General features: G+C 59.3%; 13 protein-coding genes. 10 read left to right on the top strand and 3 right to left on the bottom strand.

All coding sequences use genetic code 11. The features are described from left to right. The first annotated feature begins 451 nt into the window (after positions 1-451). The 6 genes from tig to ACODTD_RS24175 all read left to right on the top strand — a co-directional run bounded on the left by tig (position 452) and on the right by ACODTD_RS24175 (position 8,970). Complete coding sequence (gene tig, locus ACODTD_RS24150; protein WP_011335037.1) at positions 452-1,762, top strand: trigger factor; 1,311 nt, start codon at positions 452-454, stop codon at positions 1,760-1,762. 92 nt (positions 1,763-1,854) lie between these two features. Next, positions 1,855-2,490 carry an ATP-dependent Clp endopeptidase proteolytic subunit ClpP gene (clpP, locus tag ACODTD_RS24155; RefSeq protein ID WP_007951559.1) on the top strand — a complete coding sequence of 212 codons (636 nt, stop codon included), beginning with the start codon at positions 1,855-1,857 and terminating at the stop codon, positions 2,488-2,490. 112 nt (positions 2,491-2,602) lie between these two features. Continuing rightward, positions 2,603-3,886, top strand: a complete 1,284-nt coding sequence (clpX, locus tag ACODTD_RS24160) for an ATP-dependent Clp protease ATP-binding subunit ClpX (RefSeq protein ID WP_007951558.1) — start codon at positions 2,603-2,605, stop codon at positions 3,884-3,886. Between the two features lie 163 nt (positions 3,887-4,049). Beyond that, positions 4,050-6,446, top strand: coding sequence for an endopeptidase La (gene lon, locus ACODTD_RS24165; RefSeq protein WP_007951557.1), 2,397 nt, complete (start codon positions 4,050-4,052; stop codon positions 6,444-6,446). Positions 6,447-6,594: 148 nt separating this feature from the next. Next, on the top strand, positions 6,595-6,867 hold the full coding sequence (locus tag ACODTD_RS24170; protein WP_002552737.1) for an HU family DNA-binding protein: 273 nt from the start codon (positions 6,595-6,597) through the stop codon (positions 6,865-6,867). Positions 6,868-7,098: 231 nt separating this feature from the next. Beyond that, positions 7,099-8,970: a SurA N-terminal domain-containing protein gene (locus tag ACODTD_RS24175; protein ID WP_011335036.1), complete on the top strand. Its 1,872-nt coding sequence runs from the start codon at positions 7,099-7,101 to the stop codon at positions 8,968-8,970. A gap of 60 nt (positions 8,971-9,030) precedes the next feature. Here ACODTD_RS24175 and ACODTD_RS24180 read toward each other — a convergent pair whose 3' ends face one another. Continuing rightward, on the bottom strand, positions 9,031-10,236 hold the full coding sequence (locus tag ACODTD_RS24180) for an MFS transporter (RefSeq protein WP_489105300.1): 1,206 nt from the start codon (positions 10,234-10,236) through the stop codon (positions 9,031-9,033). Between the two features lie 122 nt (positions 10,237-10,358). Here ACODTD_RS24180 and ACODTD_RS24185 point away from each other — a divergent pair, with 122 nt between their 5' ends. The 3 genes from ACODTD_RS24185 to ACODTD_RS24195 all read left to right on the top strand — a co-directional run bounded on the left by ACODTD_RS24185 (position 10,359) and on the right by ACODTD_RS24195 (position 12,525). Next, entirely contained in the window at positions 10,359-11,258 is a 900-nt protein-coding gene (locus tag ACODTD_RS24185) for a LysR family transcriptional regulator (RefSeq protein ID WP_489105301.1), read from the top strand. 93 nt (positions 11,259-11,351) lie between these two features. Continuing rightward, the gene (locus tag ACODTD_RS24190; RefSeq protein ID WP_011335033.1) at positions 11,352-12,209 is read left to right on the top strand and encodes a DUF2242 domain-containing protein; all 858 of its coding nucleotides are present in this window, start codon (positions 11,352-11,354) and stop codon (positions 12,207-12,209) included. Positions 12,210-12,336: 127 nt separating this feature from the next. Further along, positions 12,337-12,525, top strand: coding sequence for a hypothetical protein (locus ACODTD_RS24195; RefSeq protein ID WP_146615297.1), 189 nt, complete (start codon positions 12,337-12,339; stop codon positions 12,523-12,525). Between the two features lie 4 nt (positions 12,526-12,529). On the opposite strand, the gene ACODTD_RS24200 is transcribed toward ACODTD_RS24195, so the two are convergent. After that, positions 12,530-13,570 (bottom strand): AraC family transcriptional regulator, encoded by a 1,041-nt coding sequence (locus ACODTD_RS24200; protein WP_489105302.1) that lies wholly within the window; start codon positions 13,568-13,570, stop codon positions 12,530-12,532. A 3-nt stretch (positions 13,571-13,573) separates the two neighbouring features. After that, positions 13,574-14,701, bottom strand: a complete 1,128-nt coding sequence (locus tag ACODTD_RS24205) for a nitrilase-related carbon-nitrogen hydrolase (protein WP_489105303.1) — start codon at positions 14,699-14,701, stop codon at positions 13,574-13,576. 205 nt (positions 14,702-14,906) lie between these two features. Here ACODTD_RS24205 and ACODTD_RS24210 point away from each other — a divergent pair, with 205 nt between their 5' ends. Then, complete coding sequence (locus ACODTD_RS24210) at positions 14,907-16,946, top strand: NADPH-dependent 2,4-dienoyl-CoA reductase (protein ID WP_285354410.1); 2,040 nt, start codon at positions 14,907-14,909, stop codon at positions 16,944-16,946. Positions 16,947-16,954: the final 8 nt, after the last annotated feature.

Raw genomic sequence — 16,954 nt, forward strand, 5'->3', positions numbered from 1 at the left:
ACGGGATTGTGACTCCCGTTGTCGTGGGTTCGATCCCCATCGTCCACCCCATATTCCGAAAGGCGCCAGATTTAACAGTCTGGCGCCTTTTTTGTTTTACGGTTTCGGATTTTGGCGGCTGCAGGTTTCGGGTCGCAGGGCAGGGTGTTTCGTCGTATTAATGTTGCTCGATGATGCTGCGCTGTCCGCCGGCCTTGCTTGCGAGGTCGGCTGTCAGGGAGATGATTCAACCGCCTCTATATATAGAAGAGGTTGGCGCAGAGCCCTGGCTTGAATTGGCTGTATTTGCTAACAGGGCGAGGCGCAACCGCTTGTCCCCACCTTCAAATGGCCTGCTGTTTTTTTACCCGTTTTCAGTAGGGTGACTTCTTGAGTTTGACCTACTAGAATGCTTGCCCTTGATTCTTGGGTCGGAAACGGCCGGCTAACGTCTGTGCAACGAGGAATATCCATGCAAGTTTCTGTTGAAAATACTACTGCTCTTGAGCGCCGCATGAGCATCACCGTGCCGGCTGAGCGCATCGAGACTCAGGTCAACAAGCGTCTGCAGCAGACTGCCCAAAAGGCCAAGATTGCTGGCTTCCGTCCAGGCAAAGTGCCAATGAGCGAAATCAAGCGCCGTTTCGGTGCTGATGCGCGCCAGGAAGCGATCGGCGACGTGATCCAGTCCTCCTTCTACGAAGCTGTGGTTGAGCAGAAGCTGAACCCGGCCGGTTCGCCATCGATCGAGCCTAAGTCGCTCGAAGCTGGCAAGGACCTGGAATACGTAGCCGTATTCGAAGTGTTCCCTGAGTTCACCGTTGCCGGCTTCGAAGGTATCACCGTCGAGCGTCTGAGCGCTGACGTGGCTGACGCCGATCTGGACAAGATGCTGGACATCCTGCGCAAGCAGAACACCCGTTTCGAAGTGGCCGATCGCGCTGCCCAGAACGAAGACCAGCTGAATATCGATTTCGTTGGCAAGGTTGATGGCGAAGTATTCGCTGGCGGTTCCGCCAAGGGCACTCAGCTGGTGCTGGGTTCCGGCCGCATGATCCCAGGCTTCGAAGAAGGCCTGGTCGGCGCTAAAGCCGGCGAAGAGCGCGTTCTGAACCTGACCTTCCCAGAGGACTATCAGAACCTGGACCTGGCTGGCAAAACCGCCGAGTTCACCGTGACTGTAAACACCGTTTCCGAGCCAAAACTGCCTGAGCTGAACGAAGAGTTCTTCGCTCAATTCGGCATCAAGGAAAGCGGCATCGACGGTTTCCGCACCGAAGTTCGCAAGAACATGGAGCGTGAACTGCGTCAGGCGATCAAATCCAAGGTCAAGAATCAGGTAATGGACGGTCTGCTGGCCACCAACCCGATCGAAGTGCCGAAGGCTCTGCTGTCCAACGAAGTTGACCGTCTGCGCGTGCAGGCTGTTCAGCAGTTCGGTGGCAACATCAAGCCTGACCAACTGCCGGCCGAGCTGTTCGAAGAGCAAGCCAAGCGTCGCGTTGTCCTGGGTCTGATCGTGGCTGAAGTGGTCAAGCAGTTCGACCTGAAGCCAGACGAAGCCCGCGTTCGCGAAATGATTCAGGAAATGGCTTCGGCTTACCAAGAGCCTGAGCAGGTCGTGTCCTGGTACTACAAGAACGAGCAGCAACTGAACGAAGTTCGTTCGGTTGTGCTGGAAGAACAAGTTGTGGATACTGTTCTGCAGAAAGCTAGCGTGACCGACAAATCGGTCTCTTACGAAGAAGCGGTCAAGCCGGTAGAAGCTCCAAAAGCCGACTGATTGTTTTTGCGTTAGAAGCACACACCATAAGCCAGCCTTCGAGCTGGCTTATGCGTATTCAAGACATGACTATTTGGGAGTGACTGCAGAGCATGTTCCGTAATTCCTATATTCAGCAGAACTCTGATATCCAGGCCGCCGGCGGCCTGGTCCCGATGGTTGTCGAGCAATCTGCTCGTGGCGAGCGCGCCTATGACATCTACTCGCGTCTTCTTAAGGAACGAGTGATCTTTCTGGTGGGTCCTGTAGAGGACTACATGGCCAACCTGATTTGCGCGCAATTGCTGTTCCTTGAAGCGGAAAACCCGGACAAGGACATCCATCTTTATATCAACTCCCCGGGCGGTTCGGTGACAGCGGGCATGTCGATCTACGACACCATGCAGTTCATCAAGCCAAACGTATCAACTACCTGTATCGGTCAGGCGTGCAGCATGGGCGCGTTCCTGCTGACGGCCGGTGCACCTGGCAAGCGTTTCTGCCTGCCGAACTCGCGCGTGATGATTCACCAGCCGCTGGGCGGTTTCCAGGGGCAGGCGTCGGACATCGAAATCCATGCCAAGGAAATCCTCTTCATCCGCGAGCGTCTCAACACGCTGATGGCCAAGCACAGCGGCCGTACGCTTGAAGAAATCGAGCGCGACACCAACCGCGACAACTTCATGAGTGCAGAAGCTGCGAAGGAATACGGTCTGATCGACGAAGTGATCAACCAGCGCCCAGCTTAAAATAAGCAACTCAAAATAGGCTTGGTCGGCGCGTCTGATCAGCGGCGGGCTTGAAAAAGCCCGCAATAGCCTTCATCTTGTGTTGCAAGCCTATCGGATTTGGATCGAACGAATGACTGACACCCGCAACGGCGAGGACAACGGCAAGCTGCTCTATTGCTCCTTCTGTGGCAAAAGCCAGCATGAAGTGCGCAAATTGATTGCCGGCCCCTCGGTCTTTATCTGCGACGAGTGCGTCGACCTGTGCAATGACATCATCCGCGAGGAGGTGCAGGAAGCACAGGCCGAAAGCAGCGCGCATAAATTGCCTTCGCCTAAAGAAATCAGCGGCATCCTTGATCAGTATGTAATTGGTCAGGAACGTGCCAAGAAGGTTCTGGCAGTAGCGGTGTACAACCACTACAAGCGTCTGAACCAGCGTGACAAAAAGGCTGACGACGTCGAACTCGGCAAGAGCAACATCCTGCTGATCGGCCCGACAGGCTCTGGTAAAACCCTGCTGGCCGAAACCCTGGCCCGTTTGCTGAACGTTCCGTTCACCATCGCCGACGCAACCACCCTCACCGAGGCGGGTTATGTGGGTGAAGACGTCGAGAACATCATTCAGAAGCTGCTGCAGAAGTGCGATTACGATGTAGAGAAAGCCCAGATGGGGATTGTCTATATCGACGAAATCGACAAGATTTCCCGCAAGTCCGACAACCCGTCGATCACCCGAGACGTTTCCGGTGAAGGCGTGCAGCAGGCCTTGCTCAAGCTGATCGAAGGCACGGTCGCTTCCGTTCCGCCGCAAGGTGGCCGCAAGCATCCGCAGCAGGAATTCCTTCAGGTTGATACCCGTAACATTCTGTTCATCTGCGGTGGCGCATTCTCCGGTTTGGAGAAGGTCATTCAGAACCGTTCCACCAAGGGTGGCATCGGTTTCAACGCAGAAGTGCGCAGCAAGGAAGAGGGCAAGAAAGTCGGTGAATCCCTGCGTGAAGTCGAGCCTGACGATCTGGTCAAGTTCGGTCTGATCCCGGAGTTCGTCGGTCGTCTGCCGGTTCTTGCGACGCTGGACGAGCTGGATGAGGCTGCTTTGATGCAGATTCTCACCGAGCCGAAAAATGCCCTGACCAAACAGTATGCCAAGCTGTTCGAGATGGAAGGCGTAGATCTGGAGTTCCGTTCCGACGCGCTGAAGTCGGTCGCCAAGCGTGCCCTGGAGCGTAAAACCGGTGCCCGTGGCCTGCGTTCGATTCTCGAAGGTGTACTGCTCGACACGATGTATGAAATCCCCTCGCAGTCCGAGGTGAGCAAAGTCGTGATCGATGAAAGTGTGATCGAAGGCAAGTCCAAGCCACTGTATATCTATGAAAACAGTGAGCCGGCTGCCAAGGCTGCGCCGGACGCGTAAGCGCCCGGGCTGCCGGAACAAGGAAGGGGCCTTCGGGCCTCTTTTTTTTTATGTCGTTTTTTACATCCGCTTTGCGCTTGTTTTTTTTCAAGTCAGCCCCCATCTTGGTTTCAAGTTTAATTCCATCTGATTACGGCCGTATGGCCGCCGTAGAGGCGAAATCATGAAGACCACCATCGAATTGCCTCTCCTGCCATTGCGTGATGTCGTTGTGTATCCGCACATGGTTATCCCGCTGTTCGTGGGGCGCGAGAAATCCATCGAAGCCCTCGAGGCTGCGATGACGGGCGACAAGCAGATCCTGCTGCTGGCCCAGAGAAACCCGGCTGACGACGATCCCGGTGAAGAAGCTCTCTATCGCGTAGGTACTATCGCCACTGTTCTGCAGTTGCTGAAGCTGCCGGACGGCACCGTCAAGGTTCTGGTCGAGGGCGAGCAGCGTGGTGCTGTCGAGCGCTTCAGCGAAGTTGATGGCCACTGCCGTGCTGAAGTGTCGCTGATCGACGAAGTCGACGCCGCCGAGCGCGAATCCGAAGTGTTCGTGCGCAGCCTGCTGTCGCAGTTCGAACAATATGTGCAGCTGGGCAAGAAAGTCCCGGCTGAAGTCCTGTCGTCGCTCAACAGCATCGACGAGCCTGGCCGCCTGGTAGACACCATGGCCGCGCACATGGCGCTGAAGATCGAGCAGAAGCAGGAAATCCTCGAAATCATCGATTTGTCGGCCCGGGTCGAGCACGTTCTGGCCTTGCTGGACGCCGAGATCGACCTGCTGCAAGTCGAAAAACGCATTCGTGGCCGCGTCAAAAAGCAAATGGAGCGCAGTCAGCGCGAGTACTACCTGAACGAGCAGATGAAGGCCATTCAGAAAGAACTCGGCGACAGCGACGAAGGCCACAACGAAATCGAAGACCTGAAAAAGCGCATCGACGCTGCCGGTCTGCCGAAAGATGCCCTGGCCAAGGCCACTGCCGAGCTGAACAAGCTCAAGCAAATGTCGCCGATGTCCGCCGAAGCCACCGTGGTGCGCTCGTACATCGACTGGCTGGTTCAAGTGCCGTGGAAGGCTCAGAGCAAGGTACGTCTGGACCTGGCCCGTGCCGAAGACATTCTCGACGCCGATCACTACGGCCTGGAAGAGGTCAAGGAACGCATCCTTGAATACCTTGCCGTGCAGAAACGCGTGAAAAAGATCCGTGGCCCGGTGTTGTGCCTGGTCGGTCCTCCAGGCGTGGGTAAAACCTCGCTGGCCGAGTCGATCGCCCATGCCACCAACCGCAAATTCGTGCGCATGGCCCTCGGTGGCGTGCGTGATGAAGCTGAAATCCGTGGTCACCGTCGGACTTACATCGGTTCGATGCCAGGAAGATTGATTCAAAAGATGACAAAGGTGGGTGTGCGCAACCCGCTGTTCCTGCTCGATGAAATCGACAAAATGGGCAGCGACATGCGTGGCGACCCTGCGTCGGCGTTGCTGGAAGTGCTCGATCCTGAGCAGAACCACAACTTCAACGACCACTATCTGGAAGTCGATTACGACCTTTCGGATGTGATGTTCCTGTGCACCTCGAACTCGATGAACATTCCGCCGGCGCTGCTGGACCGGATGGAAGTCATCCGTCTGCCGGGCTACACCGAAGACGAGAAGATCAACATTGCGGTCAAGTACCTGTCGCCGAAGCAGATTGCAGCCAACGGCCTGAAGAAGGGCGAGCTGGAATTCGACGAAGAAGCGATCCGCGACATCATCCGTTACTACACCCGCGAAGCCGGTGTGCGTGGCCTCGAGCGGCAGATTGCCAAGGTCTGCCGCAAGGCGGTCAAAGAGCACGCGCTGGAAAAACGCTTCTCGGTAAAAGTGACAGCTGATCTGCTGGAGCATTTCCTCGGTGTTCGCAAGTTCCGCTACGGTCTGGCCGAGCAACAGGATCAGATCGGTCAAGTGACCGGCCTGGCCTGGACTCAGGTGGGCGGCGAACTGCTGACCATCGAAGCCGCCGTGGTGCCGGGTAAAGGTCAACTGATCAAGACCGGTTCGCTGGGTGACGTAATGGTCGAATCGATCACTGCGGCCCTGACCGTGGTGCGTAGCCGTGCCAAGAGCCTGGGCATTCCCCTGGACTTCCACGAGAAGCGCGACACGCACATCCACATGCCGGAAGGTGCTACGCCGAAAGACGGCCCGAGCGCCGGTGTAGGCATGTGTACTGCGCTGGTGTCGGCTTTGACGGGGATTCCTGTGCGTGCCGATGTTGCCATGACCGGCGAGATCACCCTGCGTGGTCAGGTTCTTGCCATTGGCGGTCTGAAGGAAAAACTGCTGGCCGCTCACCGTGGCGGAATCAAGACTGTGATTATTCCGGAAGAGAACGTGCGCGATCTGAAGGAGATTCCTGACAATATCAAGCAGGATCTGCAGATCAAACCGGTTAAATGGATTGACGAGGTCCTGCAAATTGCGCTGCAATACGCGCCGGAGCCCTTGCCGGATGTGGCTCCGGAGATAGTTGCCAAGGACGAAAAACGTGAGTCTGACTCTAAGGAAAGAATTAGCACGCATTAATACGCTTTTGCCTGGGGGGCTTCCTTGACAGCTTTTTAGAGCCCTTGTTATAAAGCGGCTCTTAAGTGTCTGTAGGCCATTCAGCACTCGTTTTTGCTTTCACCAAAAAACTTAGAATCATACTCAAATAGATATAAGGGGACTTAGAGTGAACAAGTCGGAACTGATTGATGCTATCGCTGCATCCGCTGATATCCCGAAAGCTGCTGCTGGCCGTGCGCTGGACGCTGTAATCGAATCCGTCACTGGCGCTCTCAAGGCCGGCGACTCCGTTGTTCTGGTTGGTTTCGGTACTTTCTCCGTGACTGATCGTCCAGCTCGCATCGGTCGTAACCCACAGACCGGCAAGACTCTGGAAATCGCGGCAGCCAAAAAGCCAGGTTTCAAAGCCGGTAAAGCCCTGAAAGAAGCCGTCAACTAAGTTTGATTCAGGATTTTACCCATCCGGGTCGGGGTCATGCCTGACTTGGCAGCGGAGCGGTAGAGCAGGTAGTTGAAACAGTTGCCTGTCACACCGGGATCGAGGGTTCGAGCCCTGTCCGCTCCGCCAGTTACGAGAAGGCGCATCCTCGGATGCGCCTTTCTTCTATCCGGATTCTACCCACGCTCCACGGTTGCCAAATTTTGAAGTTCAACCGTTTCTGGGGGACGCATGCTGCAGAATATCAGGGACAATTCACAAGGCTGGATTGCCAAGACCATTATCGGAGTCATCGTTGCACTGATGGCTCTGACCGGTTTCGACGCCATTTTCCAGGCCACGACTCACAAGAATGAGGCGGCCAAGGTCAACGGTGAAGAAATCAGCCAGAACGAGCTGAGCCAGGCGGTGGATATGCAACGCCGTCAGCTGATGCAACAACTGGGCAAGGACTTCGACGCTTCCTTGCTGGACGAAAAAATGCTGCGCGAATCGGCCCTCAAGGGTCTGATCGATCGCAAGCTGCTGCTGCAAGGCGCAGAACAATCGAAATTCGCTTTCTCCGAAGCGGCCCTGGACCAAGTGATCCTGCAGACGCCTGAATTCCAGGTCGACGGCAAGTTCAGCTCCGACCGTTTCGATCAGGTGATCCGTCAACTGGGCTACAGCCGCATGCAGTTCCGCCAGATGCTGGCTCAGGAAATGCTGATCGGCCAACTGCGCGCCGGTGTGGCGGGCAGCGGTTTCGTGACCGACGCTCAGGTGCTGGCCTTCGCCCGTCTGGAAAAACAGACCCGCGACTTCGCCACGCTGAACATCAAGGCTGACCCTTCGGCCGTGAAGCTGACCGATGACGAGGTCAAGGCTTACTACGACGAGCACGCCAAGGAGTTCATGACCCCGGATCAAGTGGTCATCGATTACCTGGAATTGAAGAAGTCTTCGTTCTTCGATCAGGTCGCCGTCAAGGACGAAGACCTGCAGGCGGCGTATCAGAAAGAGATCGCCAACCTGTCGGAACAGCGTCGTGCGGCGCACATTCTGATCGAAGTCAACGACAAGACCACCGAGGCCCAGGCCAAGGCGAAGATCGAAGAAGTCCAGGCGCGTCTGGCCAAGGGCGAGAAATTCGAAGCGCTGGCCAAGGAGTTCTCGCAGGATCCGGGTTCGGCCAACAACGGCGGTGACCTCGGTTATGCCGGTCCTGGCGTTTACGATCCAGCCTTTGAGAAAGCCCTGTATTCGCTGAACAAGGATCAGGTTTCCGAGCCGGTTCGCACCGACTTCGGTTTCCATCTGATCAAGCTGCTGGGTGTCGAGGCGCCTGAAGTGCCGACGCTGGCCAGCCTGAAAGACAAGCTGACCCGCGAGCTGAAAACCCAGCAAGTCGAGCAGCGTTTCGTCGAGGCGACCAAGCAACTGGAAGACTCTTCGTTCGAAGCCTCCGACCTGGCCCAGCCGGCGCAGGATCTTAAACTGACCGTGCACACCTCCAAGCCGTTCGGCCGTGAAGGTGGCGAAGGCGTTGCAGCCAACCGTGCTGTAGTGACTGCCGCGTTCAGCACCGAAGTGCTGGAAGAGGGTGCCAACAGCACCGCCATCGAGCTGGATCCGGAAACCGTGATCGTGCTGCGCGCCAAGGAGCACCTCAAGCCTGCTCAATTGCCGCTGGAAAGCGTGGCTGCTGCCATTCGCACCCAGTTGACCAAAGAGCACGCCAGCGCGGCGGCCAAGACCCACGCCGAACAACTGATCGCCAGTCTGCGTGATGGCAAGACGCCGTTGGACAAAGCGGTCGACGGTCAGAGCTGGAAAGTCACTGAAGCGGCGAACCGCGCTCAGGAAGGCGTTGACCCGGCGGTGCTGCAAGCACTGTTCCGCATGCCTAAGCCGGCTGCCAAGGACAAACCGACCTTCACCAGCGTGACGCTGGCGGATGGTAGCCTGACCATCGTGCGTCTGAACGGCGTGAACGAAGCGGCCGCTCCGACCGATGAAGAGAAAGCGCAGTACCGTCGCTTCCTCGCATCACGTGTGGGCCAGCAAGACTTCGCGGCGTACCGCAAGCAGCTGGAAGCCGAAGCCGACATCAAGCGTTTCTGATGCCTGGCTGAGCTGCAAGACCCGAGCCCCGGATGAAAATCCGGGGCTTTTTTATGCGCGTTATCCCGCGTTCGGGAAGCCATGACTTCGGGCATTGACGGTCGCATTCAGAGTCAGCAGCAACAGACCTGCGACCAGCCACGGGTAACTCCCGACGCCCAGATTGTTCAGCAACAGGCCTCCCGCAAGCCCGCCGCCGGCAATGCCGACATTCCACAGGGTCACCAGCATCGATTGCGCGGTATCGGCAGCCTCCCTGGCGGTTTTCGCCAGGGCCGTCTGCAACAGTGAGGGCATCGCGCCGAACGCGAGACCCCAGACGGCGGTGGCGGTGTAGACCACACCCGGCGATTCGCGCCACAGGCCCAATGCTATCGCCGACAGCAGGAACAGCGCGGCACTGACCAGAACCAATTGACGCAGCCAGCGATCAATCAGGCTGCCGACAATCCACAGGCTCAATACCGATGCCAGGCCAAACACCAACAACACCCGGTCGATTTCTGCGCCAAGTCCCGATGGCTCCAGAAATGGCGCGATATAGGTGTACAGAAGGTTGTGCGCGACGACGTAGGACAAAGTCACAAACAACACGGATCGCACGCCCGGCAAGGTAAACACCTGACACAGTGGCAGGCGCTTTCCGGCGCGTTCACCGGCGAAGTCCGGTACTTGCCAACGCACCCAGATCACCAGCAGCACGGTCAGCCCGGTCATGATCGCGAAGCTCAGGCGCCAGCCGACTGCCGTGCCCAGCAGCGTCCCGGCCGGAATGCCCAGCGACAGCGCAAGCGGCGCCCCGAGCATGGCCACCGTAATCGCCCTGCCTTGCAAGTGAGGTGTGACCATCCGGCTCGCGTACCCCGCCAGCAAAGCCCAGAGCAGCCCCGCGAACACGCCTGCGATCAAGCGTGCAATCAGGGTCAGCCAGTACAGCTCGGACAACGCAGTGATGCTGTTGGCGATGGCAAACCCGCTAATGGCCGCCAGCAACAGCGGGCGCCGACGCCAGCCCCGTGTGGCAATGGTGAGCGGAATCGCCGCCAGCATCGAACCAATGGCGTACAGCGTGACCAGTTGCCCGATCAGGGCTTGAGAGACATCAAGCCCCGCGCTCATCTGTGGCAGCAGGCCGGCGGGCATTGCCTCGGTCAGCACGGTGATGAACCCGGCGGTGGCCAGTGTAAGCAATGCACCCAGCGGTAATCGTTCCGCGGGCTCGACTGTGCCAGCGAGCGTGGGGGAAGTGAGTGGCGCATCGTTCATGGGCGGATTTCCATTTTGCCAAAGGAGACGAAGGCCATAGGGTAGGGCGCTGCACATTCGGGAAAAACAGTTTAGGGTTCCGAACATCTCGGACAAGAATGTCGCGAATCAGGGAGGGATGAATGGACAGCCTGGGCAGTATTTCAGTGTTTGTGCAGGTGGCGGAAACCCGCAGCTTTACCGAGGCCGGCCGCTTGCAGGGCGTGTCCTCGTCGGCGGTTGGCAAAAGCATCGCCCGCCTGGAAGCTCGACTCAATGTGCGCTTGTTTCACCGCACCACCCGCAGCATCACGCTGACCAGCGAAGGCGCGCTGTTTCTTGAACGTTGCCGCAAGATCCTCGCCGAAGTGGAGGCGGCGGAATTTGAACTGTGCGATGCCGCAGCGGCGCCTCACGGCAAGTTGCGGGTCAGCCTGCCGCAGGTGCATGACCTGGTGATGCCGGTCATGAACGAGTTCATGGCGCTGTATCCGCAGATCGAGCTGGATCTGGACCTGACCGATCGCATGGTCGATGTGGTTGAAGAAGGTTTCGATGCGGTGATTCGGACGGGTAAACCGCGAGATTCGCGACTGATGGCACGACCGTTGGGCGAGTTTCATATGGTGTTGGTGGCCAGCCCCGCGTACCTGCGCGAGCGCGGCGAACCGCTGACCCCGGCCGATCTGGCGGAGCACGCCTGCCTGCGCCATACGTTTCACGCCACCGGCAAACTGGAGTCCTGGCCGTTCAAACGCGAAGAGGGCGCTCCCGAGCCGACCTTGCCGACACGCCTGGTCAGTACGTCGATCGAAGCCGTGCGGCATGCAGCGCTGGCGGGCATGGGCATCGCTTGTCTGCCGGACTTCATGATCTTCGAGGCGCAGCAGCAGGGTCGCCTGCAGCGCGTGCTCGATGAGCATCTGGAGCACGTCGGGCAGTTCTGGGTCCTGTGGCCATCAAGCCGGCATGCAACCGCCAAATTGCGCGTGTTCATCGATCATTTATCGGCGCGACTTTTTCCTGTCGCCCATGACCGGTAGAGTTGTAACTGTTTTAAGACACTAATCCATACGCCGCGGGGCAGCGATCTGTTGCACAATACGCCCCGGACCGTTTTCCCCTCAGGATGTTTAATGTTGAATTCTATTCCCGTGCGTTTCATCGGGTTGGCGTTGTTGCTGACCGCCGCTGCCGGCTGCTCCAAGGACAAGCCTATCTACGAGCATGAGAATTTCGACGACTCCGGCACCTTTTCGCGCAATTACCCGGTGACCGACACCGCCAGTTGCGAAGCGGCCCGCCGAGCGTTACTCAGCCAGGGCTACATCATTACCAGCAATGACCCGAAACTGGTCAGCGGGCACAAGAGCTTCCAGCAGACCGGCGAAACCCACCTGGAGATCAGCTTCAACGTGGTGTGCGCCGATGATGGCAGCGCCGGCCATCACGCCACCGTGTTCGCCAACGCCTTGCAGGACCGCTACGCGCTGAAGAAGACCAACAACTCGGCCAGTCTGGGTGTCGGCGTATTGGGTTCGGTGTCGATGCCGATCGGCTCGTCTGACGATTCGATGGTGAAAGTGGCCAGTGAAACCGTGTCGTCGCAGAAATTCTACGAGCGTTTCTTCACCCTGGTCGAGTTGTTCCTGCCGGCCGACGCGAAGAAAGCCGCGCATATCACCGAAAAGCCCAAGACTGACCTGGGTGTGCCGGAAGCCAAGGCAACGCCGGCTCCTCTGGCTCCAGCCCCAGTGGCTGAACCGACCCCAGCGCCGGCCGCCGAGCCCGCTGCGGCACCGGCGCCAGCGCCTGCAGAAGCGGCCCCGGTCAGTTCCGAGCCGGTAGCACCGCCTGCCGAAGCCGCGCCGATCACCCCGGCACCGGTTGCCGAGCCTGCGCCCGCGACGGAAACCATCACGCCGCCGGCCAACCCGACGGACATGCCGCCACCCTCCGAGCCGATTCCGGCCATGCCTGCCTCCGGGCAGTAAACTTCACGCCACGCCTCCGGCTCCTGTCGGACGCGTGGCGTTTTGTTGTCTCCCTTGAGCTTCTTCCTGCCAGCCCCGTCGAAAAATATCCCGCGATAAATCCCTGACCGCCTGCTACGTTTATTTCATGAAGGACGCGTTTCATTTTTCCTTCACACGGGCACTTTATGCTCGAGGCGCTGGTCATTTGTTCCAGGCCATTTCAAGCAAGCGTCAGGGGGATTACGCAATGGATGACTATCAAGAAGAACTGCTGGAATTCCAGGCCTTTGAGCTGGATTCACCAGAGCCTGCGGAAGACGCCACCGAGCTGTGAGGCGTCAGCCTGTCTTGCGGTGACTGCGGCGAAACTCGCCCGGTGTCTGGCCGTTCCAGCGCTTGAATGCGCGCTGGAAAGCTTCTGCCGAGGCAAAGCCCAGCAGGTAGGCAATTTCACCGAATGCCAGTTCGGTGTCGCGGATGTAGGTCATTGCCAGATCACGGCGGGTGTCATTGAGGATCGCGCGAAACTGCGTGCCTTCCTCGGCCAGTTTGCGCCGTAACGTCCAGGTCGGCAGCTTCAGGCGTGCCGCCACTTCTTCCAGGTCGGGTTCCCGGCCACCATTGAGCAACGGCCCGAGCAATTGCGTGATGCGTTCGCGCAGGCTGCGGGTGCGGGTCAATTGCTCGAGTTCCCGTTCACACAGACCGAGCAAATGTTTCCAGGTGCTGGGGCAATGCTCCGGATTGCGTTGGCCCAGGCTGGTGAGGCTCAGGCGCAGTTGATTGTGTTCGGCGCCGAACTGGATCGGGCATTCGCCAAGCACCGCATAAGCGTCGCGATAATCCGGGTTGTCGAACTCGATCTCGATCCGCTCGGCGCGCAAGGGTTCGGGGCTGACGCTGGACAACTGATGCAGCCACCCGGCAATGATCGAATCCACCACAAACCGGTTGTAAGCGTTGTACGGGCTGATCGAATAGAAGCGCAGCCACGCACCGCTGGCGTCTTCGTGGAAACTCGACTGGCCGCGATAGTTGGAACCGTACAACGGTTCGAAACGAGTCAGGCAGCGAGCGGCTTCGCGCACGGTCGGGGCCTGCGCGGCGGTCACACCGGCCAGCCCGGCCTGACTCAATCGGCTGAGTCCGCCCATGCGCAAACCCAATGCCGGATCGCCGGTCAGCTGGATCGCGCCATGTCCCAGGCGCATGTAGCGCGGGATCGACAGGCGCGCTCCGGCTTCGGCCAGCCGGGCGGCATCCAGGCCGTACTGTTCGAGCAAGGGAAGGGGATCGATGTCATGGCTGCGCACGGCATCGGCCAGGCTGTGGACGAAGCCCACCGACAGATCCCCGAGACGCATCGGCAGCGGCTTCACGGGTTACAACCAGAGGTTCAGCAGGCGCGCGCCACGGGCTTCGCTGTCGGCGAATTGCTGGCCGTTGCTACTGAGGAAACTTTGCCCGGCGCTCGGCTTGTCCCAGAACTGCCCGCGCAGAAACACACTCATACCGGCCTGCGCCTTGCTGGCCGGCGGTTGCGCGGTCAGGGTCAGTTGGTGCCAGGCCTGGCCTACACTGACTGCTCCTGGTTTCAGGCTGACCGAGTCCGGCACGCTCGAGCCTTTGTAACCCTTCCAGGGTTGATCCCACACGCCATGACCGACGACAAACGCGGGCACCGCGATCAGCTGCGCGCCTTGCTCGTCAAGTTTGCGGTAGTTGTCCGGGTACCAGCTGTCGTTGCCGATCAACACGCCGAGGCGTCCGGCCGGGGTGTCGATCACATTGATCCGCGAAGCTTCGCGGGTGCCGGAGTCATCCTGATCGAAGACCGGACGCATCTGCCGCTGCGGCTGGCCGAGCGGGGCACCGTCGCGACCGAACACCACCGTGCTGTTGTACAGCGCGCCACTGCCGGCCTTGAGCCGGCCGTCGGTGATGTTCGGTTCAGGCAACACGATCGTGCCGGCCACCAGAGTGACGTGGAACTCCTTGGCCAAACCACCGAACAGCGCCTGATAGTCCTTGGCCATGTCCCGGGACTTCATGCGCAGGTGCGCGTCATCCAGACGGCTGCTGCCCTTGGCGGTGAGCCAGGCGCGAGCAAACTGCACCGGGTTGCTCGCTGCCAGCCAGTTCATCGCTTCGGCGAGGGTGGCGGCCTGGTACAGCTCGTCTTTTTCGCCGCTGATCATCAGCCAGGTGCCGACATGCTCCGGCAGGATGACCACGGTTTTTTCATTCAACAGCCCCTGATCCTGCGCCTGCTGCAAATAGGCGGCGAGCTTGCGGTGCAGGCGTTCGGGGCTTTGGTAGTCGGTGGGGAACAGCTCGGGCTGGATGCCCAGCAGGTTGCCACGGTCGGCGGGCGTGCCCTGATCGACCGCGAGTTTGATCCGCAGGTCCGACAGGTAATGACCGGGCGGACGGTCAGCCGCCCACATGGCGTAAAAGGTGAGTGCGGCGATGAGCGCCATGGAAAAAGTCAGGTACAGAAGTTTGCGCATGAAATCCAACAACAACCGGGTACAGGGTGTGCGGACAGGGTAGGGCGCCAGCCCCGGCTTGCCAAGGGGTGCTGCGCATTTGGATCAATAACTTGTCAGTTACGGTCATTGAGTGACAGCGAGGCGACTCCTAATCTGTCGAGCATGACTGACGGGGGACGCAGAGCTCCCGCATTTTCCGTGATCGCTCGCTGTGGAGTTAACGATGACCGCCACTCAATACCCGCACCTGTTGGCCCCGCTGGACCTGGGATTCACCACGTTGCGCAACCGCACCCTCATGGGCTCGATGCACACTGGCCTTGAAGAGAAACCGGGCGGTTTCGAACGCATGGCGGCGTATTTCGCCGAGCGTGCCCGTGGCGGCGTTGGCCTGATGGTCACCGGCGGTATCGGTCCGAATGACGAGGGCGGTGTGTATTCCGGCGCGGCCAAGCTGACCACCGAGGAAGAAGCGCTCCAACACCGCATCGTCACGCGCGCCGTGCACGAGGCGGGCGGCAAGATCTGCATGCAGATCCTCCACGCCGGCCGTTATGCCTACAGTCCGAAACAGGTCGCGCCGAGCGCCATTCAGGCGCCGATCAACCCGTTCAAGCCCAAAGAGCTGGACGAGGAAGGCATCGAGAAGCAGATCCGCGATTTCGTCACCTGCTCGGTACTGGCCCAGACCGCCGAGTACGACGGCGTGGAAATCATGGGCTCGGAAGGTTATTTCATTAACCAGTTCCTCGCCGCTCACACCAACCACCGCACCGACCGTTGGGGCGGCAGCTACGAAAACCGCATGCGCCTGCCGGTGGAGATCGTTCGCCGGGTGCGTGAAGCGGTGGGCCCGAACTTCATCATCATCTTCCGTCTGTCGATGCTCGATCTGGTGGAAGGTGGCAGCACCTGGGAAGAAATCGTCACCCTGGCCAAAGCCATCGAGCAGGCCGGCGCGACCCTCATCAACACCGGCATCGGCTGGCACGAAGCGCGGATCCCGACCATCGCCACCAAAGTGCCGCGTGCGGCGTTCAGCAAGGTCACGGCCAAGCTGCGCGGTTCGGTGAATATTCCGCTGATCACCACCAACCGCATCAACACCCCGGAAATCGCCGAGCAGATCCTCGCTGAAGGCGATGCCGACATGGTCTCGATGGCGCGGCCATTCCTCGCCGACCCGGACTTCGTCAACAAGGCTGCTGAAGGTCGCGCCGACGAAATCAATACCTGCATCGGCTGCAACCAGGCCTGCCTCGATCACACCTTTGGCGGCAAGCTCACCAGCTGCCTGGTCAACCCGCGTGCCTGCCACGAGACGGAACTTAATTACCTGCCGGTCAAGCAGATCAAGAAAATCGCCGTGGTCGGTGCCGGTCCTGCCGGTCTGTCCGCCGCCACCGTGGCCGCCGAGCGCGGGCATCAGGTGACCTTGTTCGATTCGGCCAGCGAGATCGGTGGCCAGTTCAATGTCGCCAAACGTGTGCCGGGCAAGGAAGAGTTCTACGAAACCCTGCGTTACTTCAAACGCAAGTTGCAGACCACCAACGTTGAGGTGTGCCTGAACACCCGCGTCGATGTGGCAAAACTGGTCGAGGGCGGTTACGACGAAGTCATCCTCGCGACCGGCATTGCGCCGCGTCTGCCGGCGATTCCGGGTGTCGAGAACGCCAAAGTGCTGAGCTATCTGGATGTGCTGCTCGAGCGCAAACCAGTGGGCAAGCGTGTGGCGGTGATCGGCGCCGGCGGTATCGGTTTCGACGTGTCGGAATTCCTCGTCCATGAAGGTGTGGCCACCAGTCAGGATCGCGCTGCGTTCTGGAAAGAGTGGGGGATCGACACGAATCTGGAAGCCCGTGGTGGCGTGGCCGGGATCAAAGCTGCACCGCACGCACCAGCGCGCGACGTGTTCCTGCTGCAACGCAAGAAATCCAAGGTCGGCGACGGCCTGGGCAAGACCACCGGCTGGATTCACCGCACCGGTTTGAAGAACAAGCAGGTGCAGATGCTCAACAGCGTCGAATACCTGAAGATCGACGACGAAGGCCTGCACATCCGCATCGGCGAAACCGGCGAACCGCAAGTGCTGCCGGTGGACAACATCGTCATTTGCGCCGGCCAGGATCCGCTGCGCGAGCTGCACGACGGTCTGGTCGAAGCCGGGCAGAACGTGCACCTGATCGGCGGCGCCGATGTGGCGGCCGAGCTGGATGCCAAACGTGCGATCAATCAGGGTTCGCGTCTGGCCGCCGAGCTCTGATCCACCCT

Source organism: Pseudomonas sp. FG35 (assembly GCF_057809295.1).